24 protein-coding genes are annotated in these 26,685 nt (G+C 63.2%); 7 read left to right on the top strand and 17 right to left on the bottom strand.

The window, feature by feature from the left end; translation table 11 throughout:
* Nucleotides 1–53 precede the first annotated feature (53 nt).
* From BGO64_RS02525 to rpmE, 3 genes are all read right to left on the bottom strand, one after another.
* Nucleotides 54–1,310 carry a malic enzyme-like NAD(P)-binding protein gene (locus tag BGO64_RS02525; protein WP_286700106.1) on the bottom strand — a complete coding sequence of 419 codons (1,257 nt, stop codon included), beginning with the start codon at nt 1,308–1,310 and terminating at the stop codon, nt 54–56.
* Nucleotides 1,311–1,489: 179 nt separating this feature from the next.
* Nucleotides 1,490–2,923 (bottom strand): DUF2867 domain-containing protein, encoded by a 1,434-nt coding sequence (locus tag BGO64_RS02530; RefSeq protein ID WP_223955953.1) that lies wholly within the window; start codon nt 2,921–2,923, stop codon nt 1,490–1,492.
* A gap of 116 nt (nt 2,924–3,039) precedes the next feature.
* Nucleotides 3,040–3,255: a 50S ribosomal protein L31 gene (gene rpmE / locus BGO64_RS02535; protein ID WP_010676078.1), complete on the bottom strand. Its 216-nt coding sequence runs from the start codon at nt 3,253–3,255 to the stop codon at nt 3,040–3,042.
* A gap of 147 nt (nt 3,256–3,402) precedes the next feature.
* On the opposite strand from rpmE, the gene priA reads away from it, so the two are divergent.
* Entirely contained in the window at nt 3,403–5,610 is a 2,208-nt protein-coding gene (priA, locus tag BGO64_RS02540; RefSeq protein ID WP_286700107.1) for a primosomal protein N', read from the top strand.
* Here priA and BGO64_RS02545 read toward each other — a convergent pair.
* The gene (locus tag BGO64_RS02545) at nt 5,607–6,146 is read right to left on the bottom strand and encodes a TetR/AcrR family transcriptional regulator (protein WP_286700108.1); all 540 of its coding nucleotides are present in this window, start codon (nt 6,144–6,146) and stop codon (nt 5,607–5,609) included. The two genes, priA and BGO64_RS02545, sit on opposite strands and share 4 nt — an antisense overlap.
* A gap of 87 nt (nt 6,147–6,233) precedes the next feature.
* Between BGO64_RS02545 and BGO64_RS02550 the strand changes: the two genes are divergently transcribed.
* Nucleotides 6,234–6,692, top strand: a complete 459-nt coding sequence (locus BGO64_RS02550) for an HPP family protein (RefSeq protein WP_010676081.1) — start codon at nt 6,234–6,236, stop codon at nt 6,690–6,692.
* Nucleotides 6,693–6,744: 52 nt separating this feature from the next.
* Here the strand turns inward: BGO64_RS02550 and ompA are convergent, their stop codons facing one another.
* From ompA to ilvG, 6 genes are all read right to left on the bottom strand, one after another.
* Nucleotides 6,745–7,875 (bottom strand): porin OmpA, encoded by a 1,131-nt coding sequence (gene ompA, locus BGO64_RS02555; protein WP_041211986.1) that lies wholly within the window; start codon nt 7,873–7,875, stop codon nt 6,745–6,747.
* 248 nt (nt 7,876–8,123) lie between these two features.
* Nucleotides 8,124–9,656, bottom strand: a complete 1,533-nt coding sequence (gene ilvA, locus BGO64_RS02560) for a threonine ammonia-lyase, biosynthetic (RefSeq protein ID WP_039039678.1) — start codon at nt 9,654–9,656, stop codon at nt 8,124–8,126.
* Between the two features lie 63 nt (nt 9,657–9,719).
* Complete coding sequence (gene ilvD / locus BGO64_RS02565; protein WP_201894992.1) at nt 9,720–11,561, bottom strand: dihydroxy-acid dehydratase; 1,842 nt, start codon at nt 11,559–11,561, stop codon at nt 9,720–9,722.
* Between the two features lie 146 nt (nt 11,562–11,707).
* Entirely contained in the window at nt 11,708–12,652 is a 945-nt protein-coding gene (locus tag BGO64_RS02570) for a branched-chain amino acid transaminase (protein ID WP_286700109.1), read from the bottom strand.
* Nucleotides 12,653–12,664: 12 nt separating this feature from the next.
* Nucleotides 12,665–12,922: an acetolactate synthase 2 small subunit gene (gene ilvM, locus BGO64_RS02575; protein ID WP_010676086.1), complete on the bottom strand. Its 258-nt coding sequence runs from the start codon at nt 12,920–12,922 to the stop codon at nt 12,665–12,667.
* Entirely contained in the window at nt 12,919–14,565 is a 1,647-nt protein-coding gene (ilvG, locus tag BGO64_RS02580; RefSeq protein WP_286700110.1) for an acetolactate synthase 2 catalytic subunit, read from the bottom strand. The genes ilvM and ilvG overlap by 4 nt, the downstream gene beginning before the upstream one ends.
* 384 nt (nt 14,566–14,949) lie before the next feature.
* Between ilvG and BGO64_RS02585 the strand changes: the two genes are divergently transcribed.
* From BGO64_RS02585 to yihG (BGO64_RS02595), 3 genes are all read left to right on the top strand, one after another.
* Nucleotides 14,950–16,467, top strand: a complete 1,518-nt coding sequence (locus tag BGO64_RS02585) for a YifB family Mg chelatase-like AAA ATPase (RefSeq protein WP_052815775.1) — start codon at nt 14,950–14,952, stop codon at nt 16,465–16,467.
* Nucleotides 16,468–16,599: 132 nt separating this feature from the next.
* A complete protein-coding gene (gene yihG / locus BGO64_RS02590) occupies nt 16,600–17,499 on the top strand; it encodes a 1-acylglycerol-3-phosphate O-acyltransferase, YihG family (RefSeq protein WP_286700111.1) in 900 nt (299 codons plus the stop codon).
* Between the two features lie 7 nt (nt 17,500–17,506).
* Nucleotides 17,507–18,463, top strand: coding sequence for a 1-acylglycerol-3-phosphate O-acyltransferase, YihG family (yihG, locus tag BGO64_RS02595; RefSeq protein WP_039039684.1), 957 nt, complete (start codon nt 17,507–17,509; stop codon nt 18,461–18,463).
* Here the strand turns inward: yihG (BGO64_RS02595) and BGO64_RS02600 are convergent.
* Complete coding sequence (locus BGO64_RS02600) at nt 18,409–18,894, bottom strand: 2-thiouracil desulfurase family protein (protein WP_103255145.1); 486 nt, start codon at nt 18,892–18,894, stop codon at nt 18,409–18,411. The two genes, yihG (BGO64_RS02595) and BGO64_RS02600, sit on opposite strands and share 55 nt — an antisense overlap.
* Before the next feature lie 76 nt (nt 18,895–18,970).
* Nucleotides 18,971–19,621, bottom strand: coding sequence for an NUDIX hydrolase (locus tag BGO64_RS02605; RefSeq protein ID WP_029314880.1), 651 nt, complete (start codon nt 19,619–19,621; stop codon nt 18,971–18,973).
* A gap of 74 nt (nt 19,622–19,695) precedes the next feature.
* Here BGO64_RS02605 and BGO64_RS02610 point away from each other — a divergent pair, with 74 nt between their 5' ends.
* Together BGO64_RS02610 and pncB are read left to right on the top strand one after the other, a co-directional pair.
* Nucleotides 19,696–20,331 carry a nicotinamidase gene (locus tag BGO64_RS02610; RefSeq protein ID WP_286700112.1) on the top strand — a complete coding sequence of 212 codons (636 nt, stop codon included), beginning with the start codon at nt 19,696–19,698 and terminating at the stop codon, nt 20,329–20,331.
* Nucleotides 20,332–20,432: 101 nt separating this feature from the next.
* Nucleotides 20,433–21,611: a nicotinate phosphoribosyltransferase gene (gene pncB, locus BGO64_RS02615; RefSeq protein WP_010676094.1), complete on the top strand. Its 1,179-nt coding sequence runs from the start codon at nt 20,433–20,435 to the stop codon at nt 21,609–21,611.
* A gap of 74 nt (nt 21,612–21,685) precedes the next feature.
* Here the strand turns inward: pncB and BGO64_RS02620 are convergent, their stop codons facing one another.
* The 5 genes from BGO64_RS02620 to BGO64_RS02640 all read right to left on the bottom strand — a co-directional run bounded on the left by BGO64_RS02620 (nt 21,686) and on the right by BGO64_RS02640 (nt 26,662).
* Nucleotides 21,686–22,294, bottom strand: coding sequence for a thiol:disulfide interchange protein DsbA/DsbL (locus BGO64_RS02620; protein ID WP_010676095.1), 609 nt, complete (start codon nt 22,292–22,294; stop codon nt 21,686–21,688).
* A 209-nt stretch (nt 22,295–22,503) separates the two neighbouring features.
* Nucleotides 22,504–23,493 (bottom strand): serine/threonine protein kinase, encoded by a 990-nt coding sequence (locus tag BGO64_RS02625; RefSeq protein ID WP_042016426.1) that lies wholly within the window; start codon nt 23,491–23,493, stop codon nt 22,504–22,506.
* A gap of 74 nt (nt 23,494–23,567) precedes the next feature.
* Nucleotides 23,568–25,016: a cytochrome c oxidase accessory protein CcoG gene (gene ccoG, locus BGO64_RS02630; RefSeq protein WP_010676097.1), complete on the bottom strand. Its 1,449-nt coding sequence runs from the start codon at nt 25,014–25,016 to the stop codon at nt 23,568–23,570.
* 197 nt (nt 25,017–25,213) lie between these two features.
* Nucleotides 25,214–25,477: a YihD family protein gene (locus BGO64_RS02635; RefSeq protein WP_010676098.1), complete on the bottom strand. Its 264-nt coding sequence runs from the start codon at nt 25,475–25,477 to the stop codon at nt 25,214–25,216.
* A gap of 30 nt (nt 25,478–25,507) precedes the next feature.
* Nucleotides 25,508–26,662, bottom strand: coding sequence for a GGDEF domain-containing protein (locus BGO64_RS02640; RefSeq protein ID WP_039039690.1), 1,155 nt, complete (start codon nt 26,660–26,662; stop codon nt 25,508–25,510).
* Between the last annotated feature and the right edge of the window lie 23 nt (nt 26,663–26,685).

Genomic DNA, 26,685 nt, shown 5'->3' on the forward strand with positions numbered 1-26,685 from the left:
AAAAAGGGGCCCCCGACAGGGGGCCCCTTCTGTTTTTGCGCGCTTGCCGTGACTCAACCCAGCATGTAATCCCCTGGCAGTTCGATGCGGGCCACCCCGGAGGCAACCGCCGCCAGTGCCACCGCACGGGCAACCCGCGGCAGCAGGCGGGCGTCCATGGGCTTGGGAATGACGTAGTCCTTGCCGAAGGCGAGTTCACTCACGCCAGCAGCGGTCAGCACCTCGGCGGGCACCGACTCCTTGGCCAGAGCACGGATCGCCTCCACTGCCGCAATCTTCATGGCATCGTTGATGCGGCTGGCACGGGCGTCGAGGGCGCCGCGGAAGATGAAGGGGAAGCAGAGCACGTTGTTGATCTGGTTCGGGTAGTCCGAACGGCCGGTTCCCATGATGAGATCCCCGCGCACTCCGTGAGCCAGGGCAGGCTTGATCTCGGGGTCCGGGTTGGAACAGGCGAAGATCACCGGGTTGGGGGCCATCAGGGCCACCGCCTCGGCAGGCAGTACGTCCGGGCCGGAGACGCCGACGAAGACGTCAGCCCCGTCGATGACATCCATCAGAGTGCGCAGGGGGGTGTCGTTGGCGAAACGCTGCTTGTACTGGTTGAGATCGGTGCGGCCACTGTGGATCACACCCTGGCGGTCCAGCATGAAGATGTTGTGCGGTGCAGCCCCGCACTTGATCAACAGATCCATGCAGGCGGTGGCGGCGGCACCGGCGCCCATGCAGACGATGCGGCTGGTGCCAATCTCCTTGCCCTGCACTTCCAGCGCGTTGAGCAGCCCGGCTGCGGTGACGATGGCGGTACCGTGCTGGTCATCGTGGAACACCGGGATGTCGCAGCGAGCGATCAGCGCCTCTTCAATCTCGAAGCACTCGGGGGCCTTGATGTCTTCCAGGTTGATGCCGCCGAAGGTGTCGGCGATGGCGGCCACCGTATCAATGAACTGGGCGCTGGTCTCGTGCTTCACCTCGATGTCGATGGCGTCGATGCCGGCAAAGCGCTTGAACAGCAGGGCCTTGCCCTCCATCACCGGCTTGGAGGCCAGCGGGCCCAGATTGCCCAGCCCCAGGATGGCGGTGCCGTTGGAGATGACGGCCACCAGGTTGCCCTTGCCGGTGTAGCGGTAGGCATCGGCCGGATTGGCGGCGATCTCGCGTACCGGTTCGGCAACACCCGGGCTGTAGGCCAGCGCCAGATCGCGAGCGGTCTCGGCGGGCTTGGTGAGGGCGATGGCGATTTTGCCCGGAACGGGTTGGGCGTGGTAGTCGAGTGCCTGTTGGCGGAGATCGTGCTGCTGATCGGACATGGGGGACCCCGATACGGAAATGAATGAGTGATGCGTTGGCTCGCCAGCGGGCGAGGGCTGAGGATCATAAAGAAATCCCCCGCCCTTTCACAGCATAAAATATCGCTGGATAGCAATGACACGCTAGTCAGTAGCATGTCATGCCACCCAAAATTACCCAATTATTTATAGATTCGATTTCAATCCATGACTGGAATGCCGGCTTTTTCCTCTGCCTGCCGGGCGATGGCCTCCGTCATCCCCTGAAAGATGAAGAGGTGGAAGGGCAGCATGGCAAGCCAGTAGGCCAGCCCCCAGGCCCCCTGCGGATGCCAGTGGGCCGTCACCCGCAGCCGGGTCAGGCCGGACTCCAGGGGCTGGATGTTGAACTCCAGCCGCCCGACGCCGGGGGCCTTCATGTTGAACAGCAGATCCAGCCTGCGTCCTTCATCCACCCCGAGGATCTGCCAGGAGTCCAGCATGTCCCCCTTCACGAAGCGATCCGGGTTGGTGCGTCCCCGGGTCCGGGCCGGGCCGCCGATCAGGTGATCCATCCATTCGCGCACCACCCACAGCTCGTTCATGTAGAAGTAGCGCTGCTCACCCCCCAGTTGCTGCAGCACCTGCCACACTACCTCGGGGGCGGCGAGGCAATCCGCCTCCCCGCTGGCGGTGCGGTCGTAGAAGCCATACTCGGGATGACGCCAGCGCAGACCCAGGGGCGTCTCCTCCCCGTGCTGCTCGGCACCGAGCCTCTGCTCCAGCGCCAGGCTCTCCGCCAGCGCCTCGTCGAAGCTGAGCAGATGCTGGGGCAACAGGGCACGCAAGGGGCCGTCATCCGCCGGGATGTCGTGCTTGAGCCCCCCCACCAGCGCCTTGGCGATGGGTTGGGGAACCGAGGTGGCGAACTGCAGCCACCAGGCGGAGAGCCGGGGGCTCAAAAAGGGGATCGGAATGATGGGGCAGCGTTTGCCGATATGGGCGGCGAACTTCTGGAGCTGCTGCTGGTAGCTGAGCAGCTCGGGGCCGGCCGCATTGAAGATCTGGCCATCCACCCCGTCGGCTTCCACCAGCCCGCCCAGATAGTGCAAGAGGTTGGAGAGGGCAATGGGGGGAGTGCGGGAACGCACCCACTTGGGCGTCACCATCATGGGCAGGTTGTACACCAGATCCCGCATCACCTCGAACGCCGCCGAGCCGGGGCCTATGATGATACCGGCACGCAGCTCTACCGTGGGCACCCCTGCGCTGCGAAACAGCTCCCCACAGTAGCGCCGGGAGTTGAGGTGGCGACTGTTGCAGGGCTCGGGCTGGATGGCGCCGAGATAGACGATGCGGCGCACCCCGGCGGCACGGGCGGCAGCGGCGAAGTTCTTCACTCCCTGCTGCTCCAGCCGGTGAAAACCGGCCCCCGCCCCCATGGCGTGTACCAGATAGAAGACGGTGTCGACCCCCGCCAGCGCAGGGGGCAGGGTGGCAGGCTTGAGGCTGTCGGCGAGGCGAAACGCCACCCCCTCCGGCAGACGGCAGGGACGACGGGCCCCGGCGATGACCCTGTACCCCAGACCCTGCAGATGAGGCACCAGGTAGGATCCTATGTACCCGGCAGCTCCCATCACCAGACATGTGCGCATCGGCTCTTCTCCCTTGGTTGAGCCAACACCATAGGGCAAAGCGGGGAATTACAGAATGGCGGCCAATAAAAAAGGCACCCGATGGGCGCCTTTTTCAGAATTCTTCAGAAGCAAGATTACTTCTTGGAGGTCAAGCCACCGAAACGCTTGTTAAACTTGTCTACGCGGCCGCCGCTAGAAACTTCTTTCTGCTTGCCGGTGTAGAACGGGTGGCACTCGGAGCACACGTCCAGGTTCAGATCTTTACCGATGGTAGAGAAGGTGTTGATGACGTTACCGCAAGAGCACTTGGCGGTGATGGCTACGTAGTCAGGATGGATACCAGCTTTCATGGACAACCTCAATTATCAGGCCGTGTCGCCATCCGATCTCTTGTCGGACACCACACGATTGTTGAACACAGTTTCAAAGGCTGCGAATAATATAGGAAACGCCTGAGATCAGGCAAGTGGCTTCGCAGAAAAAATAGGCAACCCCTGGTGAATTCTTCCCAAACGCTGGATCTGGTTCGTGTGGCTGTGCCGGTGCCGTTACGCCGTCATTTCGACTATCTCTCTCCCCTGCCCTTGCCTGCCCCCGGTTGCCGGGTCGAGATCCCGTTCGGCCCGCAGACCCTGGTTGGTCTGGTGGTGGATCACCCGACCGAGAGCCAGGTCCCCCGCAACAAATTAAAGCCCTTGAAGAGGGTGCTCGACAGCGCCCCCGTGCTGGGGCCCGACATTCTGGCGCTGATGGCCTGGAGCGCCGGTTACTACCAGCACCCGCTGGGGGAAGTGCTGCCCCATGCCCTGCCGGTGCTGGTGCGCAAGGGGGAGCCCGCCGCCTATCGGGAGCTGGAGTTCTGGTTTGCCACCGATGCCGGCATGGCCATCGACCTCAACGAGCTCAAGCGGGCGACCAAGCAGCAACAGGCCCTCGCCTTGCTGCGCAAGGGGCCGCAGACCCCCTCCGCCCTCAAACAGGAGGAGATCCAGAGCGCAGCCCTCACCGCGCTGGAGAAGAAGGGACTGCTGGAGAAGCGCTCGCTGGAGCCGAGCCATGATGGCGACTGGGCCACCCGCTTCGAGCCGGGTGAGGGGCTGCGCCTCAACGGCGAGCAGGCGCTGGCGGTGGCCGCCGTCACCAGCCAGAGCAACAAGTTCGGTGCCTTCCTGCTGGACGGCATCACGGGCTCCGGCAAGACCGAGGTTTACCTCAGCATCCTCGAGCCCCTGCTCAAGGCGGGCAAGCAGGCGCTGGTGATGGTGCCGGAAATCGGCCTCACCCCCCAGACCATCAACCGCTTCCGCCGCCGCTTCAACGTGCCCGTGGTGGCGATGAACTCCGCCATGAACGACAGGGAGCGGCTCGATGCCTGGCTGGCCTGCCGCGACGGCGGTGCCGCCATTCTGATCGGCACCCGATCCGCGGTGTTCACGCCGTTCAAGGACCTCGGCATCATCATCATCGACGAGGAGCACGACGGCTCCTTCAAGCAGCAGGACGGCTTTCGCTACCACGCGCGCGATCTGGCGGTGATGCGGGCCCATCGCGCCGGCATTCCCATCCTGCTTGGATCTGCCACCCCGTCGCTGGAGACGCTGCACAACGCCCGCAGCGGCAAGTATCACCACCTCACTCTCACTCGCCGCGCCGGCAACGCCCAGACCGCTCGCCAGGTGATCCTGGATATCAAGAACGTGCGGCTACAGGCCGGGCTCTCACCCCAGCTGGAACAGCTGATGGCAGAGCATCTGGCGGCGGGCAACCAGGTAATGCTGTTTCTCAACCGTCGTGGCTATGCCCCGGCTCTTATCTGCCACCAGTGCGGCTGGAGTGCCGCCTGCGAGCGCTGCGACGCCTGGTACACCTGGCATCAGGCCGGGCGACGGCTGCACTGCCACCACTGCGACAGCGTGCGCCCGTTGCCCCATCACTGCCCCGAGTGCGGCAGCAGCGAGCTGATCGGCTCCGGGGTCGGCACAGAGCAGCTGGAGCAGCTGCTCGGCACCGTTTTCCCCCAATATCCGGTGGTGCGCATCGACCGGGACAACACCCGCCGCAAGGGGGAGCTAGAGACGCACCTCGGCGACATCAAGGCGGGCAAGTACAAGATCCTGATCGGCACCCAGATGCTGGCCAAGGGCCACCACTTCCCAGACGTGACTCTAGTGGGCCTGCTGGACGTGGATGGCGCCCTGTTCAGTGCCGATTTTCGCGCTGCCGAGAAGCTGGCCCAGCTCTACACCCAGGTGGCGGGCCGGGCTGGTCGCGCCAGCAAACCTGGGCTGGTGGTGCTGCAAAGCCACCATCCCGAACACGCCCTGCTGCAGGATCTGACCCAGAACGGCTATGGCCACTTCGCCGACACGGCGCTGAAAGAGCGCCGCCTGCTGGGGCTGCCACCGTTCAGCCATCAGGGACTGTTCCGGGCCGAGGCCAACGGTCGCGACGAGGTGCAGCTGTTCCTCAGTCGCCTCGCCGCTACCCTGCGCAGCGCCCGCTATCCCCAGGTGCAGGTGCTGGGGCCCATCAGCGGCTTCATGGAGCGCAAGGCGGGCAAGTTTCGCATGCAGCTACTGGTGCAGGGGCCCAGCCGGGCACCGCTGGCCCAGTTGCTCGACTGGGCGGTGAAGGAGCTGGAGGGGTGGCCCGAGACCAAGCGGGTGCGCTGGAGCCTGGATATCGACCCCACGGAACTGAACTAACGCGGCTCTGCCAGCACGGCCTCCGCCAACACCCTGGCCTGTTCCAGAGCCAGGGGCTGCTGATAGCTGTGGGCCATCACCACGGCCCCTTCCAACAGCAGGCATAATCCGGTGGCCTGCACCTCGGTGCATTCGAGGGCCTTCCTGACCCAGTTCAGCAACGCCCGCTTGTGGGCCACCACCAGCTTGCGTACCGGGTGGCGAGGATCGGAGAACTCGGCGCTCGCGTTGATGAAGTTGCAGCCGTAGAAGTCGCTGCGGCCAAACCAGTCCGCAAAGCCATCGAACAGCGCCAGCAACCTGGCCTCCCGCCCCGACACCCCATCCATCCTGGCATCGAGCAGGGCAAAGAACTCCGCATCCCGCGCCATCAGCACGGCTTCGATCAAGGCATCCTTGGTGGGGAAGTGGCGATAGAGGGTACGTTTGGTACTGCCCGCCTCGGCCCAGATGCGATCGATGCCGGTGGCGTGAAAGCCGTGACGATTGAACAACCGATAGGCTGTCGTCATCAGCTGTTGCCGTTTTTCGCTCATGGTGACTTTCCTCTTGAAGTACACCGATCTGTCTACCTAATGTCGCAGGCTGGATCAAGTGATCCGGCACAGACAAGGAGACAGGAGATGGAAACAAGACGATGGCGAAGTGCCTGGCTGGCAGGGCTCGGTGCCTGCCTGGCCATAATGTTGCTCGGCTGGCTGGACATGAGCTGGCAGTCGACCCTGTTGATGGCACCGTTCGGGGCAAGCTGTGTGCTGCTCTTCTCCCTGCCGGACAGTCCGCTGGCCCGTCCGCAGAACGTGCTGGGAGGCCACCTGTTATCGGCCACCGTGGGGTTGGTGGTGCAATTGCTCCCGCTACCGATGGAACTCAAGCTGGCGCTGGGTGTGGGCCTGTCCATTGCACTCATGCAGGGACTGGGGCTGATCCACCCACCCGCCGGAGCCAATCCACTGTTGATCCTGCTCACCACCCAGTCCTGGCCTTTCCTCTGGCAAACAGTGCTGCCCGGCGCCTTGCTGCTGATCATGGTGAGTCATTGCGCCAGGCGGCTGCAAACGTCACGGCTCACACCCACATAAACAACGAGGGGGCCAAGGCCCCCTCGTTGTTTAATAGCAAGGCAAAGATGGCTTATTCGGCGACCTGGGAGACCCCGGTCAGGCGCACCTCGACCCGGCGATCCGGGGCCAGGCAGGCGATCATCTGCGCCTTGGCGCCATCCGGGCAGCTGCCCCCGGTCACGGGCGAAGACTCTCCCCGCCCTTCGGCACGCACCTTGTCGGCAAACAATCCCTTGGCGATGAGATAATCCGCCACCGTGCGGGCACGCTGTTCGGAAAGGGACTGGTTGTAGGCCTCCGAGCCGATGCGGTCGGTATGACCGATCACCGTCGCCACCCCGTCTTTCGGATTGGCCGCCAGGATCTGGGCAAACAGGTTGTCGAGGGCCTGGCTGGCGGCTGGCTTCAGGGTCGCCTTGTTGAACTCGAACAGCACATCGGAATCCAGGCTGAACTGTTTCTCCACCAGCACGGGGGCCGGGGCGGGCGCAGGTTCGGGCGCAGGCGTTGGTGCCACCGGCTCGTCGCCGATCTGGCCGAAGCGATAGAGCATGCCGACCGACAGCAGGCCATTGTCCATCTCGATGCCTGACTCGTCGAGGGAAGTCTTCCCAAGGGGTGTGGTGTACTGGTATTCGAGGCGGGCGGCCCAATCCTTGTCGATGGCGTATTCGACCCCCAGCGCCCCGACAAAGGCGGCACCATGATATTTGTTGCCCTCATGGGATTCGGAGAGGCTGCTGGTGCCATCGCTGGCCCTGACGTTGAGTGAGCTCTCGGTCCAGGCATAGGCCCCCCCGAGACGACCGTAGATATCCAGTGCCGAGGTTGCAGGCAGGATAATCTTCATGGTGGCCTGCACCATCTGGGCCTTGGCCTCGCCATCGAGTGCGAAATCAACCCCGTTGCCCGAGTAGTGCTTGTCCACCTGATACTTGCCGAGCCAGTCATAGCCGAGCTCAATCGCCACGTTTCTGTTCACCTGATAACCGGCAAACAGCCCCAGACCGAGATCATCGCTGTTCTCGTTCACCTTGGTTGCATCGAACAGCTCTTCGACCTGAGCGTTGTAATCCACCCCGTAATAATTTGACCAGCCGGCCTTGCCGCCGACATACCAGGTGTTGTCCTGGGCGGCAGCCTGCACCGTCCCTGTTGCCATCAAAGCGCCGATCAGGACGGCGAGCATAGATCTGTTCATGGATGAGCCCCTGCAATGAATTGTTATGACGCTGCTGCGTCTCTCTTCCCTGACGGGGCTCTGAACCCAAGCCCCGCATTCAGATTATCCCATCTGCAACCAGCCTCAAACGACCAGGGACTCAGGAGTGTGATATTGGCGACATTATCGGCCACCGTGCCCCCAATCATGGGGGCCGACGCGTTGCCCATAAAAAAACGAAGAGCCGGGCTCTTCGTTTTTCATCTGGCAAGGGGATGGCTCCCCGCTCACTGACTGCCCTGGCTCGCCAGGAAGAGGCGGTAGGCGGGATCCTCGCTCACCTCTTTCCAGCCGTAGCCAATCTCGTGCAGGTAATCGTGGAAAGCCGCCACGTCCTCGTCCGGCAGCTCGAAGGCACAGAGCACCCGGCCGTAGTCGGCGCCGTGGTTGCGGTAGTGGAACAGGCTGATGTTCCAGCGACAGCCCAGGGTCTCTAGGAAGCGCATCAGGGCCCCCGGCTGCTCCGGGAACTTGAAGCTGTAGAGACGCTCACCGAGGGGCCGGGCCGGGCGGCCGCCAATCATGTAGCGCACGTGGTTCTTGGCCAGCTCGCTCTCGGTCATGTTGACCACCGGATAGCCGTTGCCGCCGAGCTGATCGATGATCTGGCCCAGCTCCTCGTCACCGCCGGTGAGGCGCACCGAAACGAACAGCGACGCCTGTTCCGCGTCCGCATAGCGATAGTTGAACTCGGTCACCATGCGGGGCCCCAGCTGACGGCAGAAGTCGAGGAAGGCCCCCTTGCGCTCGGGGATGGTCACCGCCAGCATGCCCTCGCGCTTCTCACCGATCTCGCAGCGCTCGGAGACGTAGCGCAGGCTGTGGAAGTTCACGTTGGCGCCGGACAGAATGGCCGCCATCCGCCCCCCTTTCACCTGCTCTCGCTCGCTGTACGCTTTGAGGCCTGCCAGGGACAAGGCCCCCGACGGCTCGGCGATGGCGCGGCAGTCATCGAAGATGTCTTTCAGTGCGGCGCAGATCTGGTCGTTGGAGACGGTCACCACCTCGTCCAGATACTGGTTGCACAGGCGGAAGGTCTCCTCGCCGATGCGCTTGACCGCCACCCCGTCTGCAAACAGGGAGACCCGCTCCAGATTGACCGGCTCGCCGGCCGCCAGCGCCGCCTTGAGGCAGGCGGACCCCTCCGCCTCCACCCCGATTACCTTCACATCCGGCAGCAGCTGCTTGATGTAGACCGCCACCCCGGCGGCCAGGCCGCCGCCGCCCACCGGCACGAAGACGTGGGTGAGGTGGGTATCCTGCTCCAGCAGCTCCTTGCCGATGGTGCCCTGGCCGGCGATCACCTCGACGTCGTCGAACGGCGGGATCAGGGTGTAGCCCTCCAACTCGGCGAGGCGGCGGCTCTCGCCATAGGCCTCGTCGAAGCTGTTGCCAAACAGCAGCACGTTGCCGCCCTGACGGCGCACTGCGTCGATCTTGATGTCCGGCGTGGTCTTGGGCATCACGATAATCGCCTTGATGCCGAGCTTGGCGGCCGACAGGGCGACCCCCTGGGCGTGGTTGCCGGCGGAGGCGGCGATGACGCCGCGCTCCTTCTGCTCCTGGGTCAGGGTGGCGATCTTGTGGTAGGCGCCGCGCAGCTTGAAGGAGTGAACCGGTTGCAGATCCTCCCGCTTCAGGCTGACGTGATTGCCAAGCCTGTCGGAGAGTTTCTTCAGGGTTTGCAAGGGGGTGACCCGCGCCGCCTCGTAGACGGGGGAGAGCAGCACCTTGCGTAGATAATCCGCCGCAGAGACCATGGTTATACCCCCGTCTCGTGGCGAAGGGCGCGCAATGCGCCCATATCATGACAGTTCATTCTCTCACTCCCCCAGCAGGGTGCGATCGCGCACCGCGCCCTTGTCGGCGCTGGTGGCGAACATGGCGTAGGCGCGCAGGGCAAAGGAGACCTCGCGCTGACGATCGACCGGCTTCCAGCCACGGGCAGAGACGGAGGCGCGACGGGTGGCCAGCACGCTGTCGGCCACCTCCAGCACCATGCTGCGGGCCGGGATGTCGATGTTGATGATGTCGCCATCCTCCACCAGACCGATAGTGCCGCCAGAAGCCGCCTCCGGGGAGACGTGGCCGATGGAGAGACCCGAGGTACCGCCGGAGAAGCGACCGTCGGTGATGAGGGCACACGCCTTGCCCAATCCCATGGACTTGAGATAGGTGGTGGGATAGAGCATCTCCTGCATGCCGGGGCCCCCTTTCGGGCCCTCGTAGCGGATCACCACCACTTCACCGGCTTTCACCGTGCCGTCCAGAATGCCGCTCACCGCGCTCTCCTGGCTCTCGAATACCCGGGCCGGGCCGCGGAAGGTGAGGTTCTCCTCATCCACCCCGGCGGTCTTGACGATGGCCCCGTTGAGGGCGAGGTTGCCAGCGAGGACCGCCAGGCCACCTTCCTGGCTGTAGGCGTGATCGAAGGAGCGGATGCACCCCTCGGCGCGGTCCAGATCCAGCTCGGGCCAGCGGCAATCCTGACTGAACGCCTTGGTGGTACGGATGCCGGCAGGACCTGCACGGTAGAAGTCGTGAACCCCCTTGTCATTGCTGCGGCTGACGTCATATTCGGCCAGCAGCTCCACCAGGGAAGTGCCCAGCACGTTGCGGGTATCCCCGTGCACCAGGCCCGCTTTTTCCAGCTGACCCAGGATGGCAACCACGCCGCCGGCGCGGTGCACGTCTTCCATGTGGTACTTCTGGGTGGAAGGCGCCACCTTGCACAGCTGGGGCACCTTGCGGGACATGCGGTCGATGTCGGCCATGGTGAAGTCGACACCCGCCTCCTGGGCTGCCGCCAGCAGGTGCAATACCGTATTGGTTGAACCGCCCATGGCGATGTCGAGCGCCATGGCGTTCTCGAACGCCGCCTTGGTGGCGATGTTGCGCGGCAGTGCCGAGGCATCGTCCTGCTCATACCAACGCTTGGCCAGAGTGACGATGCGCTGGCCCGCCAGCTTGAACAGCTGCTCGCGGTCGCTGTGGGTTGCCAGCAGGGAGCCGTTGCCCGGCTGGGAGAGACCCAGTGCCTCGGTCAGGCAGTTCATGGAGTTGGCGGTGAACATGCCGGAGCAGGAGCCGCAGGTGGGGCAGGCGCTGCGCTCGATCTGATCGCTCTGTGCATCGGAGACCTTGGGGTCGGCGCCCTGGATCATGGCGTCCACCAGATCCAGCTTGATGATCTGGTCGGAGAGCTTGGTCTTGCCCGCTTCCATGGGGCCGCCGGAGACGAAGATCACCGGGATGTTGATGCGCAGGGCAGCCATCAGCATCCCCGGGGTGATCTTGTCGCAGTTGGAGATGCAGACCATGGCGTCGGCACAGTGGGCGTTGACCATGTACTCCACCGAGTCGGCGATGAGTTCGCGGGACGGCAGGGAATAGAGCATGCCACCGTGGCCCATGGCGATGCCGTCATCCACGGCGATGGTGTTGAACTCCTTCGCGACCCCGCCAGCCGCCTCGATTTCGCGGGCGACCAGTTGGCCCAGATCCTTGAGGTGGACGTGGCCCGGCACGAACTGGGTGAAAGAGTTGACCACGGCGATGATGGGCTTGCCGAAATCCTGATCGGTCATGCCGGTGGCACGCCAGAGGGCGCGGGCCCCGGCCATGTTACGTCCGTGGGTGGTGGTGGCGGATCTCAACTTCGGCATTGTCTCTACTCCCTGAATGCCCCTGGGGCGCATTGTCTTTCAACATGAATGTGTGATTCGCGGATCGGGAATCGATCCTGGTGAAGGCACCTCGGGGAGCCTTCACCGGAAGCGACTCGGGGAGGCGTGACGCCTCCCCGCTATCATCAGTCGTTGACCGGCGTCAGCCAGCCCCACTTGTCTTCGGTCTTGCCGTTGAACAGGCCGAAGAAGGCGTTCTGCAACTGCTCGGTCACCGGGCCACGGCAACCGGCGCCCACCTTCATCCGATCCACCGAGCGCACCGGGGTCACCTCGGCCGCCGTGCCGGTCATGAAGATTTCGTCTGCGACGTACAGCGCCTCACGGGGCAGCGCCTGCTCGCGTACCTCGTAACCCAAGTCGCGCGCCAGCGTCATGATGGTGTCGCGGGTGATGCCGGGCAGGATGGCCGCAGTGGCGGGCGGGGTGAACAGCACGCCGTTCTTCACCAGAAACAGGTTCTCCCCCGCCCCTTCGCTCAGGTAGCCGTTCACATCCAGCGCCAGCCCCTCGGCGAAGCCGTTGCGCTTGGCCTCGCGGCTGATGAGCTGGGAAGAGAGATAGTTGCCCCCCGCCTTGGCACCGGTCGGGATGGTGTTGGGAGCGAGCCGGTTCCAGGAGGTGACGCACACATCTACCCCGTTTTTCAGCCCCTCTTCTCCGAGGTAGGCGCCCCAGGGCAGGGCCGCGACCATGAGGTCGGCCTTGGCATCCAGCGGCGGATGCAGCCCCAGCCCCACGTTGCCGACAAAGGCCAGCGGGCGCAGGTAGCCGCTCTTCAGGCCGTTCTCGCGCACCACGGTGCGGCAGGCTTCATTCACTTCGGTCTCGCTGTAGGGGACGTCCATCCAGTAGATCTTGGCGGAGTCGAACAGGCGGCGGGTGTGCTCCTGCAGGCGGAAGATGTAGGTCCCCTTGGGAGTGTCATAGGCCCGCCCCCCCTCGAACACCGAGGAGCCGTAGTGCAGGGCATGGCTCATGACATGCACCTGGGCATCCTGCCAGGGGACCAGCTTGCCGTTGAACCAGATGTATTGGGGGTGGGCGGCGGATTGGGAAGGCTGTGACATTGGCTTGGCTCCTTAAGCTCTGATCCGGGGTTGCTGTTCCAGTGCATCGACCCGGGAGACATCCACCAGCTTGACCAGCTGGCTCCACAACTGCTGGATGGGACGTACCGATTCGACAGTAACCGTGATCCGCAGCTGTTGGCAATCCTGCTCCATGTTGAGGGCGCAGAGATTGAAACCGCGGTGACGGACCACCCGCAGCACCCGTTCCATCACTTCGGGTCTGGGTTGGGCATGGATTTCCAGGGTGCTGGTATTGAGCTGGTTCATGGGCGTTGCTCCATCATCTTGTGGTTGGCGACTCCTGGCGGAACCAGGGGCCAGACATTTTCTTCCTCTGAAATAGCCACATGCAGCAGATAGGCACTCTCGCTCGCCAGCAGGCGATCCAGTGCCGGACCTATCTCTTCCTTGCATGTGATGGTCTCGCCGGGAATGCCGAAGGCGGCAGCCAGGGCGACGAAATCGGGGTTGTCGGACAGATTGGTCTCGCTGTAGCGACCGTCGAAGAACAGCTCCTGCCATTGGCGCACCATGCCGAGGCGCTGGTTGTCCAGCAGCACCATCTTCACCTTGAGCCGGGCCCGGCGGATGGTGCCGAGCTCCTGCACGTTCATCATGAAGGAGCCGTCCCCGCTCACCAGCACCACCTCGTCATCGGGGCGCGACATCTTGGCGCCGATGGCGGCGGGCAGGCCGAAGCCCATGGTGCCGAGGCCGGCACTGGAGAGGTGGTTGCGCGGGCTGGTGAAACGCATGTGCTGGGCCACCCACATCTGGTGCTGACCCACGTCGCAGGCCACCACGCTGGTGTCAGGCAGCTGGCTTGAAAGCTCTTTGAGCAGGGCCGGGGCGTAGATGGCCTGACCCGGATGGTCGTAGCGGAAGGCGTATTCCCGAGCCATGGTGGCGCAGTGCTCGCGCCAGGGGTCGAGGGTCAGCGTCATCGCCAGGGCGGGCAGCACACGCTTGAGATCCGTGGTGATCCCCACATCGGCGGCGCGACGCTTGCCGAACTCGGCGGCGTCCACATCCAGGTGGATCACCTTCGCCTCGGGGGCAAACTCTTCCAGCTTGCCGGTCACCCGATCATCGAAACGGGCGCCTACCACCACCAGCAGATCGCACTGCTGTACCGCCAGGTTGGCGGCCTTGGTACCGTGCATGCCGAGCATGCCCAGATAAACGGGGCTGTTGGGGTCGAGGGCACCTATCCCCTTGAGGGTGGTGACCGCCGGCATCCCCGTGGTGGCGGCAAAGTCGCGCAGCTGCTGCTCGGCATTGGCCATGCCCACCCCGCCGCCGACGTAGAGTACCGGACGCTCAGCTCCGGCCAGCAGGGTACGGGCGACCGTCAGTTCGGCCGGATTCAGGGGGTCGGGTTCCTCCACGGCAAACAGCGGGCTTTGAGAGGGAACGGCGGCCAGTTGCACATCCTTGGGCAGGTCGATGAGCACGGGGCCCGGACGCCCTTCGGTGGCGATGGCGAAGGCTTCGGCAATGACCCGTCCCAGATCCGCCGGGTCAGTCACCATGAAGGAGTGCTTGGTGCAGGAAAGGGACATGCCGAGCACGTCCACTTCCTGAAAGGCATCGGTACCGACGGCGGCGCAGGGCACCTGGCCGCTGATGGCCACCAGCGGTACCGAATCGAGCAGTGCCTCCGCGAGGCCGGTGACCAGGTTGGTGGCGCCGGGGCCAGAGGTGGCGATGCAGACCCCCACCTGACCGGAAGCGCGGGCATAACCCACCGCAGCCATGGCGGCACCCTGCTCGTGGCGGCAGAGCTGATGGGCCAGGCCACCGTCATACAGGGCGTCATAGACCGGCATGATGGCCCCGCCCGGGTAACCAAACACCTGGGTCACACCCTGTTTTTTGAGAGCCTGTACCAAAAACTGCGCGCCGTTCATGTGGAAAATCCTGTCCTTTGGTCGAAAAAAAACCCCCGGGCCGTGAGGCTCGGGGGTCGCTTGTTTCGTTCTGTCCGGTGGTGGGTCTATCCCTTGTTCCGTGCAGCCAAACGAGCCCCGAGCGGTGAGATAATAATCACCACTAGGACCACAATAATGCTGACGAAACGGGAGGCCATGTTCATAGTTACAACCGGAAATCCTGTGAAATGGGAGCGGAGCTTGCCGCGAATGGCTATTAGAACTAGCACGGTGATTTTTATTGGGCAAGCACTTTTTACCTGACAAGACTCTGATTTTAACTGCTCTGAAACCTTACAAATGGAACAAAAAACTAATAAAAAACGGTTAACCAGCATATACATCAAACCAAGGGCGGTATTTATGTCATTAGCTGTTGTTTATAGCCGTGCCAGCCTGGGGATAGCGGCGCCGCAAGTCACGGTGGAGGTGCACCTCTCCAACGGCCTGCCCGCCTTCAACATGGTGGGGTTGCCGGAAACCTCGGTGAAGGAGTCGCGGGATCGGGTGCGCAGCGCCCTGCTCAACGGCAATTTCGAATTTCCGGCCAAGCACATCACGGTCAACTTGGCCCCTGCGGATCTGCCCAAAGAGGGGGGCCGCTTCGACCTGGCCATCGCCATCGGCATTCTCGCCGCATCCAAGCAGATACCCGCAAAATACCTGCTCGATCACGAATTTTTAGGGGAATTGGCCCTGACGGGCGAGATCCGCCCCGTGCTTGGGGTGCTTCCCTCGGTGCTCGCCTGCCGCGACGCGGGGCGCACCCTGCTGGTCCCACGGGAGAACGGTCCGGAGGCTTCCCTCATACAGGATGCCGAGGTGCGCACCGCCCACCAGCTGCTGGCGGTCACCGCCTGGCTAGCGGGCCAGTACGAACTGCCGCTGCCGGAACCCCAGAGCGCGGAGACCCTGCCCGACGTGCCGGATCTGCAGGATGTGATCGGTCAGTCCCAGGCGAAGCGGGCGCTGGAGATCGCCGCAGCTGGCAGCCACAACCTGCTGTTCATCGGCCCCCCCGGCACCGGCAAGAGCATGCTGGCCAGCCGTCTGCCCGGCATTCTGCCACCGCTGAGCGAACAGGAGGCGCAGCAGACCGCCGCCATCCACTCCATCGGCGGCCTCACCCCCCGCGCCGGCCACTGGCACCACAGGCCGTATCGCACGCCCCATCACAGCGCTTCGGCGGTGGCGCTGGTGGGCGGGGGTACCCATCCCAGGCCTGGCGAAATTTCCCTCGCCCACAACGGGGTCCTGTTTCTGGATGAACTGCCGGAGTTCGAGCGCAAGGTGCTCGACTCCCTGCGCGAGCCGCTGGAGACCGGGCACATTACCATCAGTCGTGCCGCCCGCCAGGTGGATTTTCCCGCCCGCTTCCAGCTGGTGGGTGCCATGAATCCCAGCCCCTGCGGCCATTATGGCGACGGCCAGACCCGCTCCAGCCCGGATCAGATCCTGCGCTATCTGGGCAAGCTCTCCGGCCCCTTTCTCGACCGGTTCGATCTGACGGTAGAGGTCCCACTCTTGCCCAGGGGAAGCCTGACCGGCAAGGCGGAGCGGGGGGAGTCGAGCCAGCAGATACGCGAACGGGTGCTGGGGGCGCGAGAGCGCATGCTGAGTCGCAGCGGAAAACTCAACAACCTGCTGGATAGTCGTGAAATCGAAGATGTTTGCAGATTATCGCCACAGGATGCCGAGTTTCTGGAGGGTGCCATCCAGAAGCTGGGGCTCAGCATCCGGGCCTGGCACCGCATCCTGCGGGTATCGCGCACCATCGCCGATCTGGCGGGGCACGCCACCATCGAGAGAGCACATCTGATCGAAGCCCTGGGCTATCGTGCCATGGACAGGCTGTTGTCGCGGCTGCGCGGGGGCCAGTGAGCGGGGGAACGGCAGCAACCACCACCCGACCCGGAAAGGGCGCCACCATGGTCTAGTCGTGGGCCGGCTGATATTATGGCAACAGATCTGACCACTTGGTTGCCATCCACCGATACGAAGACGGATTCCACCATGCCCAACAAGCTGATAGAGCGACTGCGCGGCAGCCTCTCGACCCTGCTCTATTTCATCAACACCCTGTTCTGGTTTGTCCCCGTCCTGCTGCTTGGCTTCATCAAGCTGCTGCTGCCCTTCAAGGGGGCGCGACGTCTCTGCAACACCCTCCTGGACGGCTGCGCCACCCACTGGATAGGTTTTAACAATCTGATCCAGAAAACCATCATCAACACCCCTTTCGATGTGGTCGGAGTGGACAAAGGGCGCCGGAATGAGTGGTATATGGTGATTGCCAACCACCAATCCTGGGTCGACATACTGGTATTGCAGCGGATTTTTAATCAAAAAATCCCCTTCCTGAAGTTTTTCCTCAAGAAAGAACTGATTTGGGTACCTTTTCTCGGTCTGGCCTGGTGGGCGCTGGATTTCCCATTCATGCGGCGTTATTCCCGAAAATTTCTGGAAAAGCACCCACATCTGAGGGGAAAAGACATAGAAACCACGCGCAAGGCGTGTGCCCGTTTCCGCCATATGCCGGTGAGTGTGATGAACTTCGTGGAAGGGACCCGCTTCACCGTCGGCAAGCACGACAGGCAAGGGGCCCCCTATCGTCATCTGCTGCACCCGAGAGCAGGGGGCATCGCCTTCACCCTGGCGGCCATGGGGGATCAACTGCACAAGCTGGTGGATGTGACCATCGCCTATCCCGGCGGCGTCCCCAGCTACTGGGACTTCATGTGCGGTCGGGTCAAGGAGATCAAGGTTCGGGTCCGCTTTCTGCCGATCGAACGCAATCTGGTGGGGGATTACTTCAATGACCCCGAGTTCCAACAAGAGTTTCAACAGTGGTTGAACGGGATCTGGCACGAGAAGGACCAGACCCTGGATAAGCTGCTGGCGGACAAGACGCAGTAAGACACTCATGCCAAACCTGCTCCCGGGCCCCCTGGTGCTGTTCATCAGCGCCGGCCTGACCATACTGTTTACCGCCCTGTGTGCCAGCCTGATCCTGCTGGTTTCTCTGGCCAAACTGCTGCTGCCCGTGCCGGCCTTTGGTCGCGCCTGCAGCCGGCTCAACAATCGCTTCATGGGCCTGTGGCTCGGTTGCAACGCCCTGGTGATCCGCCTCACTACCCGCATCGACTGGCAGATCGAGGACAATACCCGGCTGCGCAAGGATGGCTGGTATCTCATCATCAGCAACCACATGAGCTGGACCGATATCGTGGTGCTCGGCCACCTGTTTCGCAATCGACTGCCGGTGCCCAAGTTCTTCATGAAGCACGAGCTCATTTACATCCCGCTGCTGGGGCTCGCCTGCTGGGGGCTGGACATGCCCTTTATGCGCCGCTATTCGAGAGAGTTTCTGTTAAGAAATCCGCATCTGCGGGGCAAGGATATCGAGACCACCCGCAACGCCTGCGAGAAGTTTCGCCACATACCCACCACCGTCATCAACTTCGTGGAGGGGACCCGCTTCACCGATCAGAAGCGCGAGGCCGCCCGCTCCCGCTATCGCCATCTCATGCCCCCCAAGGCGGCAGGACTCGCCTTCACCCTGGCAGCCATGGGCGATCAGTTCGACAGCCTGATCAACGTCACCATCAGCTACCCGGACAACCCCGACACCCCCTTCAAGGATTTCCTGATGGGGAAGATGAAGCGCATCCGGGTGCGGATCGAGGAGCTGCCGGTGGACGAGCAACTGGTGGGGGATTACTTCAACGACAAGCAGTTCAAACGCGGTTTCCAGGAGTGGCTGAATGCACGCTGGAAGGAAAAAGACGAGGTGCTGGCGCAGTGGCAGGCGGCCGATGCGGCGGCTCAGACCGATCCGCAGGCAGCCAAGGCGAGCGCCGAGGCCAGCTCGGGCAGCTGATCCTCGCTGAACACCGCGATGCCATGGCGGCGCAGCAAAGCCGTGGTCTTGCCCTCTCCCGCCAGTGAAACCCCTTCGAAGCGGCCATTGTAGATGCGACCGCTGCCGCAGGAGGGACTCCCCTCCTTCAGAAGGGCGAAGCGAATGTCCTGCTGCTGACAGAGGGCCAGCGCAAGGGCGGCGCCCCGATCGAACTCCTCCGTCACATCCAGCCCGCTTTCGGTGACCACCCGCTCCCCCTGGCGCTCGGCAGGGGGGCGTGGCGTCGGAAGGCCACCCGCCACCTCGGGGCAGAAGGCCAGCGCCCGCCCCTCGGCTCCCAGCGCCTGCAGCCAGTCGCTGACAATCCCCTTGCTCTGGCCGTCGTAACGTACTGGCTGCCCCAGCAGACAGGCGCTCACCAGCACCTTGTGCATTCCCGTCTCTCCCATGCTTTCACTTCCTGTGTGAGGTGCCAATGCACCAGACCCGCTATGGGGCGACAATCCGGCTTTCGCAGACATCGGCTTATGCTTCCGCACCGTGCATCACCTGATCGAACATGACGCAGCAGGGGGTCTCCAGCCGATAGAGGATGGCGGGACGTTGCTTGCCGGTGCGCTTGCGCCCTGTGTCCACCAGGATGTCGGCACGGTGGAGCCGCTTGCGAAATGCGGCCGTGTTCATGGGGGTCTGCAGGACGATCTCGAACGCCCGTTGCACCTCGGAGAGGGTGAATTCTGCCCCCAGCAGATGCAGCGGCAGGGTGCTGTAACGGCTCTTGATGCGCAGCCGCTCCAGCCCCATGGCGACCAGCTTGCCGTGATCGAAGGCGAGTTGCAGGCCGGGCAGATCGTCCAGAGGATGCCAGCGACCGCGCACCGCCCCTCCATCGGGATCCGCCAGACAGAGATAGACGAGGGTGGTGGACCAGCCGCGGGGATCCCGCTCCAGATTGCCGAGGGTACAGACCTGCTCGCTGTAGCAGTGCTCCAGCCCCCACTCTGCCAGCAGGCGATGGCGAGCCGCGTCCAGATCCCGATCCCGGGTCTCGTCGATGCGCAGGGCCGGCAACTGCCAGCAATGGGCAAAGGGGGGGCGATCCCGGGTCTCGAGAAGCAGCTCGAGCCGCTCCTCGCGCAACCGCAGCACCACCATATCCAGACTCATTCTCGGCATCCTGGTCGACCTGCTCGCCTTCTAATAAGGTTTGGTAGATAATATCACAAGAATATTATGTGAAGGAGCCATCCATGGGAACCGTCGCCAGCCTGGATATTGATGCGCAGAAGGGATTCACCCCCCTCTGCCCGAACGAGCTGCCCGTCGCTGGCGGGGATACCATAGTGGCGGCGCTCAATGCCCAGGCTGCCCTCGCCACCCTGCGAGCCGGCAGCAAGGATGCCCACCCCGCGAACGCCCCCTGGGTGGTGACCGAACCCGGCGCCATGTTGCAACCCCTTGCACTGGCGAATGCCGATCTCACCTGGCCGGCCCACTGCGTGCCCGGCACACCTGGGTTCGAGCTGCTCGACGGCCTGCCCGCCCCCATCGACTACGACTTCTTCGTCTGGAAGGGGGTCGAGCCGGACCTGCATCCCTATGGCGTCTGCTATCACGACCTGGCGGAACTGCGCAGCACTGGGCTTATCGAGTTTCTGCAAGCCCGCGGCGTCACTACCGTGCTGGTCGGCGGCCTCGCCACCGACTACTGCGTCAAAACCAGCGTGCTGCAACTGCGTCGCGCCGGTTTCCGGGTCATCGTCCACCTCGACGCCTGCCGCGGCATCGCCCCCGAGACAATCGACCAGGCCCGCACCCGGATGATCGAGGCCGGCGCCGAGCTGGCCCAGACCCTGGCCGACATTCAACGCCTGCTGGATGCCTGACATGCCTTCCATTTTCCACTGCCCACCCGACATCGGCGCCCACCCGTCACAGATGCAGCCAGAGTGCGTTGCCCGCGCAGCACTCATCACAGGAGCCTGATATGCCTCCCATCCTCCACAGCCTGCTCGACACCGATGCCTACAAGCTGCACATGCAGCAGGCGGTGTTCCATCGCTATCCGGATGCCGACGTCGTCGCCGAGTTCCACAGCCGCAACGAAGAAGATCTGCTGCCCATGATGGGCCAGATCGAGGAACAACTGCGCCTCGCTGGCTCCCTGCGCCTGACCCGGTCCGAACTCGACTTTCTGGCCGAACGCCCCTTCTTCACGCCCGACTACCTGGACCACCTGCGCCGCAAGCCGCTGGACGCCTCCCTGCTCAAGGTGTTCGAACAGGATGGCCGCATCAATGTGCGGGTCGAAGGCCCCTGGCAGGACGTGATCCTGTGGGAGATCCCGGTGCTCGCCATCATCAGCGAGATGCGTAACCGCTTCCGCTATCCCCAGTTCGGTGTCAGCCAGGCACTGGAGCGGCTCGATCAGAAGATCGACAAGCTGGAGCGGGAGCTGAGCCGGGAGGAGATGAGCGAGTTCAACCTCATCGACTTCGGCACCCGTCGCCGCTTCTCCCTCGCGGTACAAGACGCCGTGGTGGGTCGCCTCAAGGAGCGGCTGCCGGCGTTTCGCGGCACCAGCAACTACCTGCTGGCCCAGAAGTACCGGTTGCCCGCGGTGGGCACCCAAGCCCACGAGTGGTTCCAGGCCCACCAGCAGCTCGGCTTCCCGCTGGAGCTCAGCCAGCGCGCCGCCCTCACCAGCTGGCTGGACGAATTCACCAACCACCTCGGTATCGCGCTCACCGACTGCATCACCATGGATGCTTTCCTGCGTGACTTCGACTTCGAGCTGGCGAGCCGCTACCAGGGGCTGCGCCACGACTCCGGTGATCCCGTGGTGTGGGGCGAGAAGGCCATCAGCCACTATCAGCGGCTCGGCATCGACCCTGCCGAGAAGACGCTGGTCTTCTCCGACGGGCTCAACCTCGACAAGGCCGTCGAGCTGCTGCGCCACTTCCGCGGCCGCATCAACACCAGCTTCGGCATCGGCACCAAGCTCACCTGCGATCTGCCCGGCGTCAGCCCGATGAACATCGTGTTCAAGCTGATGGAGTGCAACGGCGGCCCGGTCGCCAAGATCTCCGACAGCCCGGGCAAGACCCTCTGCCGGGATGCGGACTTCATTCGCAACCTCAAGCAGGCCTTCCACGTCGGTGTCTGAGTCAGGCCCGCGAGACGCCAAACAAAAAGCCCGCCGGTTTGCACCGGCGGGCTTTTGTATCGACTCAGGAATGATCAGTCCTTCTTGGCCAGCAGGAATTTCACCAGCTGGTTGAACTGCTCCTGGGAAGTGATGGATTCAATCTTCACCATGTATTTGCCGTTGACCAGGAAGGCCGGCACACCGCGCACATTGTAGCTCTCGGTGTTGCGATCGAACTGGGAGACCATGCCGGAGACGGCGAAGCTGTCGACGGCACCGTCGAACTCCTCGGCCGGCACGCCATTGTCCACGAAGACTTGCTTCACGTCGGCGCGGCTCTGGGGGATCTGGCGCTGGGTGTGGATCTTGTCGAAGATGGCCGGGGTCAGCTTGCCTTCCACGTTCAGCAGATTGGCGACGGCGTAGGCACGCTGCATCTCGGGGCCCATTTCACGGCCCAGGAAGGCCACCGGGTTCTTCTTCATCGGCACGCCTTCCGGCAGGCTCTTCTTCAGATCCTCGGCAATCGGCTCGAACTTGGCGCAGTGCGGGCAGAAATAGGAGAAGAACTCCATCACTTCCGGCTGGGCGCTGCCGGTCTGGCTGACCACGTCATAGTTGACACCTTCCTTGAATTGCGGGGCGGCGTGAACCATGGGGATCATCAGCATGGCAGCGAGGAAAAATAGTACTTTTTTCATGACGTTTCCTGTTAAGGGATCACTGTGAGGCACGCCCGGCGAACCGAAGCAGTCCAAGCCTATTGCCTCACCCTCGTGCCGTCAATGGCAAAGGCAGACAGGCGGGACCGCCATCCCGCCTCCCACGGGCACCTTGCCGCAGTGGCAATGGTGCGGGCGACACCACCAACGAACGCCCCGTGGCGTGGCGATCTGCCGGGTTCGCGCCCCTACCACTGCGGCATCAGGCTGAGCGGCGGGGCCTTCAATGCCTCGAGCTGATCATGCAGGGTCGCAATCTGCTGGCGCCAGTAGTGTTCGGTGTTGAACCAGGAGAAGTGGCGGGGGAAGGCGGGATCTTCCCAGCGTCTTGCCAGCCAGGCCATGTAGTGGACGATGCGCATGGCGCGCAGCGGCTCGATGAGCGCCAGCTCCCGCGGGTCGAACTCCATGAACTCCTCATACCCCGCCAGCAGGGTATCGAGCTGGATCTGCTGCTCATGACGCTCCCCGTTCAGCATCATCCAGAGATCCTGGATGGCAGGGCCGGTGCGGCAATCGTCGAGGTCGACAAACAGGGGGCCGTCACGCCACAGGATGTTGCCCGGGTGGCAGTCCCCATGCAGGGAGATGCGCGCCACGTCCAGGGTCATGGCGTCGCATACGTGCCGGATCAGCTCGTCCAGCACCCCGAAGAAGGACTTGGCCAGCCCGCTCGGCAACCACTCGCCTGCCGCCAGCAACTGACGCGGCTCGTGCAGCATGCTCTCCACATCCAGCGGAACCCGGTGATGAAAGGCATGGCTGGCACCGACGCTGTGGATGCGACCGAGGTAACGCCCCACCCACTCCAGCTGGTCCAGGTTGTCCACCTCGAACTGGCGCCCCCCGACGCTCTGCCAGATGGCAAACGGGTAGCCCTGATGCTCCAGCAGGGTCTCGCCGGCAAAGGCAATGGGAGCGGCGACCGGGATCTCAGTTTCACAGAGGCGAGCGGCAAACGCGTGCTCTTCCAGGATCTGGGCCCGGCTCCAGCGACCGGGGCGGTAGAACTTCACCACGTAGCGACGGCGATCCTCATCCTGAAACTGATAGACGCGGTTCTCGTAACTGTTGAGCTCGATAAGGCCGGAGTCGATGCGCAAGCCGCTGAGATCGATGGCATCCATGATGAGATCGGGATTGAGGTCGGAATAGTTGAAACGCATGTCATCCACCATAGAAAAGGGGCGCTGTTGCGCCCCATTCTATCACCACTGTCTGCCGTTGCCGTGCATGGCGGTGCGCCTTGCCGTCACAACCTGCTGATAAACTTGCTCGGTTGGCGCAAGGTCCCCTTGCTGTCATCCGGCGCCGCGCCTTCCCGCTTGAGCACGAACTGGACGTCCAGAGTGGGGCGCTTCAGGTTGAAGGGATCCACCGCCAGACTCACCGGCAGGGTATAGATCTCGCCCGCCTTCAGGGTCACCTCGCGAGGACCGAACCACTGGTACTCCGGCAGCCCTTCCACGTCCAGCCGGTAGGTCTGGGAGTTCAGGGTCTTGTTGAGGATCTTCAGGGTATAGGTGTTTTCGATGAGCCCTTCACTGTTTTCCCGGAACAGCTGGTTGCGATCCCGCAGGATGTCGAGCCCCATGGGCATGATGGACATGGCGTTATAGACGAAGACCCCCAGCATGACGACCATCACCAGGCCATAGCCAATCAGCTTGGGCCGCGCCACCTGGGTTTCACTGTGGGCCAGCTTGTGCTCGGTGGTGTAACTGATGAGCCCTTTCGGATACCCCATCCGCTCCATGGTCTGGTCGCAGGCGTCGACACAGGCGCCGCAGTTGATGCACTCGTACTGCAGACCGTCACGGATGTCGATACCGGTCGGGCAGACCTGCACGCAGAGGTCGCAGTCGATGCAGTCCCCCAGCCCCAGAGCCTTGGGATCGGCCTTGCGACCACGGGCGCCGCGGGTCTCGCCACGCTGGCTGTCATAGCCGACGATGTAGGTGTCCTTGTCGAACATGGCGGACTGGAAGCGGGCATAGGGGCACATGTGGATACACATGATGGCGCGCATCCAGCCGGCGTTGCCATAGGTGCAGGCGGCAAAGAACAGCACCCAGAAGATGACCCAGCCTCCCGCCTGCAGGGTGAAGAAATCGGGCACCAGGTGGAAGACATCCTGGAAGTAGGCGACGAAGGTCAGCCCCGTGCCCAGCGACAGCAGGATCCAGGCCAGGTGCTTGGCGCCCTTACGGGCCAGCTTCTCGCCGCTCCAGGGCGCCGCATCCAGCTTGCGACGCTTGTTGGCGGCCCCTTCCAGCTTCTCCTCGAACCAGATGAACAGGAAGGTCCACACCGTCTGGGGACAGAGGTAGCCGCACCAGACCCGGCCCAGGAAGGTGGTCACAAAGAAGAGGGCGAAGGCCGCGATCATGAAGACCCAGGCCAGCAGGGTGAGATCCTGCGGCCAGATGGTGGCACCGAAGATATGGAACTGCTGGTGCTCCAGATCGAACAGCACCGCCTGACGGCCGTCATAACGCAGCCAGGGCAGGAGGACAAAGAGCGCGACGAAGAACCAGCCCATGGCCTTGCGCACCCGCTGCCAGTAGCCGGTCTGGGAGCGGACATAGATGCGGTTGCCGGGGTTGAACCTGTCATCTCCCGCCTTGAAGGTGTTGGGATTGAAAGTCCCGGTGACGTCACCGGTCACATCCTTGATGTCGATCTTGTCCTTGTCGGCCATTGCAACACATCGCTCCACTCATATTGTTATGAAGGCGATTATATCTTAAACAACCTGCTAATTGTGTGGGTTAAATGTATCTATAGTTCGAGTCCCGTCGCAATTTCAGGCAACAAAAAAGGCCCATAGCCAGTTGACTATGCGCCTTTTCACAGATTCTCTTGAAACCTTTCTCTGATGGCGATGTGACGGCCGGATTACTTGATGCCGCGGGCCTTGAGCAGGGCCTCCTTGAAGTCGGGCACGTGATCCTTGGCCAGCCCCGGGATCATCGCCTGCTTGTCGGATTCCCGCATCTTGAGGTGGTAGATCAGCATGTCGTCGGTCAGTGCGGACAGCGGACCGTCAAATCCCGCCTCCTCGGCCAGTTTGGCAACAAACTGCACCAGGCTGAGATCCTGCTCCTTGATCCAGGCAGGCTGCAGCAGTTCCAGCAGCTCTTCGATACGATGACATTGCATAGACGACCTCTTTAATCTGTCTTGTGAAACTCAGGCAACCTTACCCATCAAGGCTACTTCGATACGATCCCGGCCATTATGCTTGGCCTGATAGAGCGCCGCATCCGCTTTCTGGATAAGCTCGGCAATGGAGTGATGCTGATCCGGCACCAGGGTCGCCACCCCGAAGCTGCAACTGACCCGCCCCGAGACCCGGGATTTGTGGTGGGGAATGCCGAGGGCTCGCAACGAGGTACGCACCTGCTCGGCGATCTGCATGGCCCCCTGCAAGGTGGTGCAGGGCAGCAGCAGGGCGAACTCCTCTCCTCCGTAACGGGCAGCGAGATCGTCTTCCCGCCGCAGCACTTCGGCCAGCAGGCTCGCCACCTGTTGCAGGCACTGGTCCCCCACCTGGTGACCATAGTGATCATTGAACTGCTTGAAGTAGTCCACATCCACCAGCACCAGAGAGAGAGGCGCTCTGGCACGGTGGCAGCGACGCCAGGCGCGCGCCAGGGAGTCGTCGAGATGGGCCCGGTTGGCGATGCCGGTCAGACCGTCGAGGCGGGACGTGAGCTTGAGATGCTCGGAGACCGCTTTCAGCTCGGCCACCAGGTCCGCATTGGAAAAACTGTGGTAGAGAGAGGCCACCTGATCCCGCCGCAGGCGCCGCAGCAGGGTCGGCAGAAAGACGAACAGATACCCCGCCAGCATGCAGGAGACGATACGCTCCTGGGTGTTGCCGCCACTGAGCTCGAACAACATGGCAAACCCGAGGGGCAGCACGGCCCCATAGAGGGTACGACGGCTGCCGAACAGCATGATGGCGCTGCCGGTCAGGATCAGGCTGGAGAGCATCATCATGGCGGCACGATAGGTGTCGGGCAGCTTGTCCATGTAGAGCAGCACGCCCAGTGCCCAGACGATGGAGGTGATGGTCACCCCGACAAAGAGCTCGCGCTCGAGCACCGGCAGCGGAAGCTCCGCCAGCCTGGGCTGGCGCCAGCGCAGATGCCACCAGCGCCCCAGCAACAGCAGCAGGACCAGACCGAGCCAGCCCAGCGACTCGCTGGCCGGCAGGTAATCGTGGAACAGCAGGCTCCAGCTGATCGCCAGCAGCCCCAGGCAAGGCAGGCTGAAGGAGGCATGGGTATAGAGCTGGACCATGATGGCCCGCCGCACCTGATATTTCACACTCTGTGTCAACTGGGTACTCCCTGTACAAGAGC

Origin of the sequence: Aeromonas sp. 62-46 (assembly GCF_001898585.1) — a bacterium.
GTDB lineage: Bacteria > Pseudomonadota > Gammaproteobacteria > Enterobacterales > Aeromonadaceae > Aeromonas > Aeromonas caviae.

What these genes read in the sequence shown, in the direction of transcription:
- BGO64_RS02550 (WP_010676081.1), top strand. Translation starts at nt 6,234, where the DNA reads ATGGAAACAAGACGATGGCGAAGTGCCTGGCTGGCAGGGCTCGGTGCC.
- yihG (WP_039039684.1), top strand. Translation starts at nt 17,507, where the DNA reads ATGCCAAACCTGCTCCCGGGCCCCCTGGTGCTGTTCATCAGCGCCGGC.
- ilvG (WP_286700110.1), bottom strand. Translation starts at nt 14,565, where the DNA reads ATGAACGGCGCGCAGTTTTTGGTACAGGCTCTCAAAAAACAGGGTGTG.
- ccoG (WP_010676097.1), bottom strand. Translation starts at nt 25,016, where the DNA reads ATGGCCGACAAGGACAAGATCGACATCAAGGATGTGACCGGTGACGTC.
- BGO64_RS02545 (WP_286700108.1), bottom strand. Translation starts at nt 6,146, where the DNA reads ATGAGCGAAAAACGGCAACAGCTGATGACGACAGCCTATCGGTTGTTC.
- BGO64_RS02620 (WP_010676095.1), bottom strand. Translation starts at nt 22,294, where the DNA reads ATGAAAAAAGTACTATTTTTCCTCGCTGCCATGCTGATGATCCCCATG.
- BGO64_RS02635 (WP_010676098.1), bottom strand. Translation starts at nt 25,477, where the DNA reads ATGCAATGTCATCGTATCGAAGAGCTGCTGGAACTGCTGCAGCCTGCC.
- BGO64_RS02525 (WP_286700106.1), bottom strand. Translation starts at nt 1,310, where the DNA reads ATGTCCGATCAGCAGCACGATCTCCGCCAACAGGCACTCGACTACCAC.
- BGO64_RS02570 (WP_286700109.1), bottom strand. Translation starts at nt 12,652, where the DNA reads ATGTCACAGCCTTCCCAATCCGCCGCCCACCCCCAATACATCTGGTTC.
- pncB (WP_010676094.1), top strand. Translation starts at nt 20,433, where the DNA reads ATGCCTCCCATCCTCCACAGCCTGCTCGACACCGATGCCTACAAGCTG.
- ilvA (WP_039039678.1), bottom strand. Translation starts at nt 9,656, where the DNA reads ATGGTCTCTGCGGCGGATTATCTACGCAAGGTGCTGCTCTCCCCCGTC.
- BGO64_RS02605 (WP_029314880.1), bottom strand. Translation starts at nt 19,621, where the DNA reads ATGCCGAGAATGAGTCTGGATATGGTGGTGCTGCGGTTGCGCGAGGAG.
- ompA (WP_041211986.1), bottom strand. Translation starts at nt 7,875, where the DNA reads ATGAACAGATCTATGCTCGCCGTCCTGATCGGCGCTTTGATGGCAACA.
- BGO64_RS02600 (WP_103255145.1), bottom strand. Translation starts at nt 18,894, where the DNA reads ATGGGAGAGACGGGAATGCACAAGGTGCTGGTGAGCGCCTGTCTGCTG.
- BGO64_RS02610 (WP_286700112.1), top strand. Translation starts at nt 19,696, where the DNA reads ATGGGAACCGTCGCCAGCCTGGATATTGATGCGCAGAAGGGATTCACC.
- ilvD (WP_201894992.1), bottom strand. Translation starts at nt 11,561, where the DNA reads ATGCCGAAGTTGAGATCCGCCACCACCACCCACGGACGTAACATGGCC.
- rpmE (WP_010676078.1), bottom strand. Translation starts at nt 3,255, where the DNA reads ATGAAAGCTGGTATCCATCCTGACTACGTAGCCATCACCGCCAAGTGC.
- ilvM (WP_010676086.1), bottom strand. Translation starts at nt 12,922, where the DNA reads ATGAACCAGCTCAATACCAGCACCCTGGAAATCCATGCCCAACCCAGA.
- BGO64_RS02625 (WP_042016426.1), bottom strand. Translation starts at nt 23,493, where the DNA reads ATGGTGGATGACATGCGTTTCAACTATTCCGACCTCAATCCCGATCTC.
- BGO64_RS02530 (WP_223955953.1), bottom strand. Translation starts at nt 2,923, where the DNA reads ATGCGCACATGTCTGGTGATGGGAGCTGCCGGGTACATAGGATCCTAC.
- yihG (WP_286700111.1), top strand. Translation starts at nt 16,600, where the DNA reads ATGCCCAACAAGCTGATAGAGCGACTGCGCGGCAGCCTCTCGACCCTG.
- BGO64_RS02585 (WP_052815775.1), top strand. Translation starts at nt 14,950, where the DNA reads ATGTCATTAGCTGTTGTTTATAGCCGTGCCAGCCTGGGGATAGCGGCG.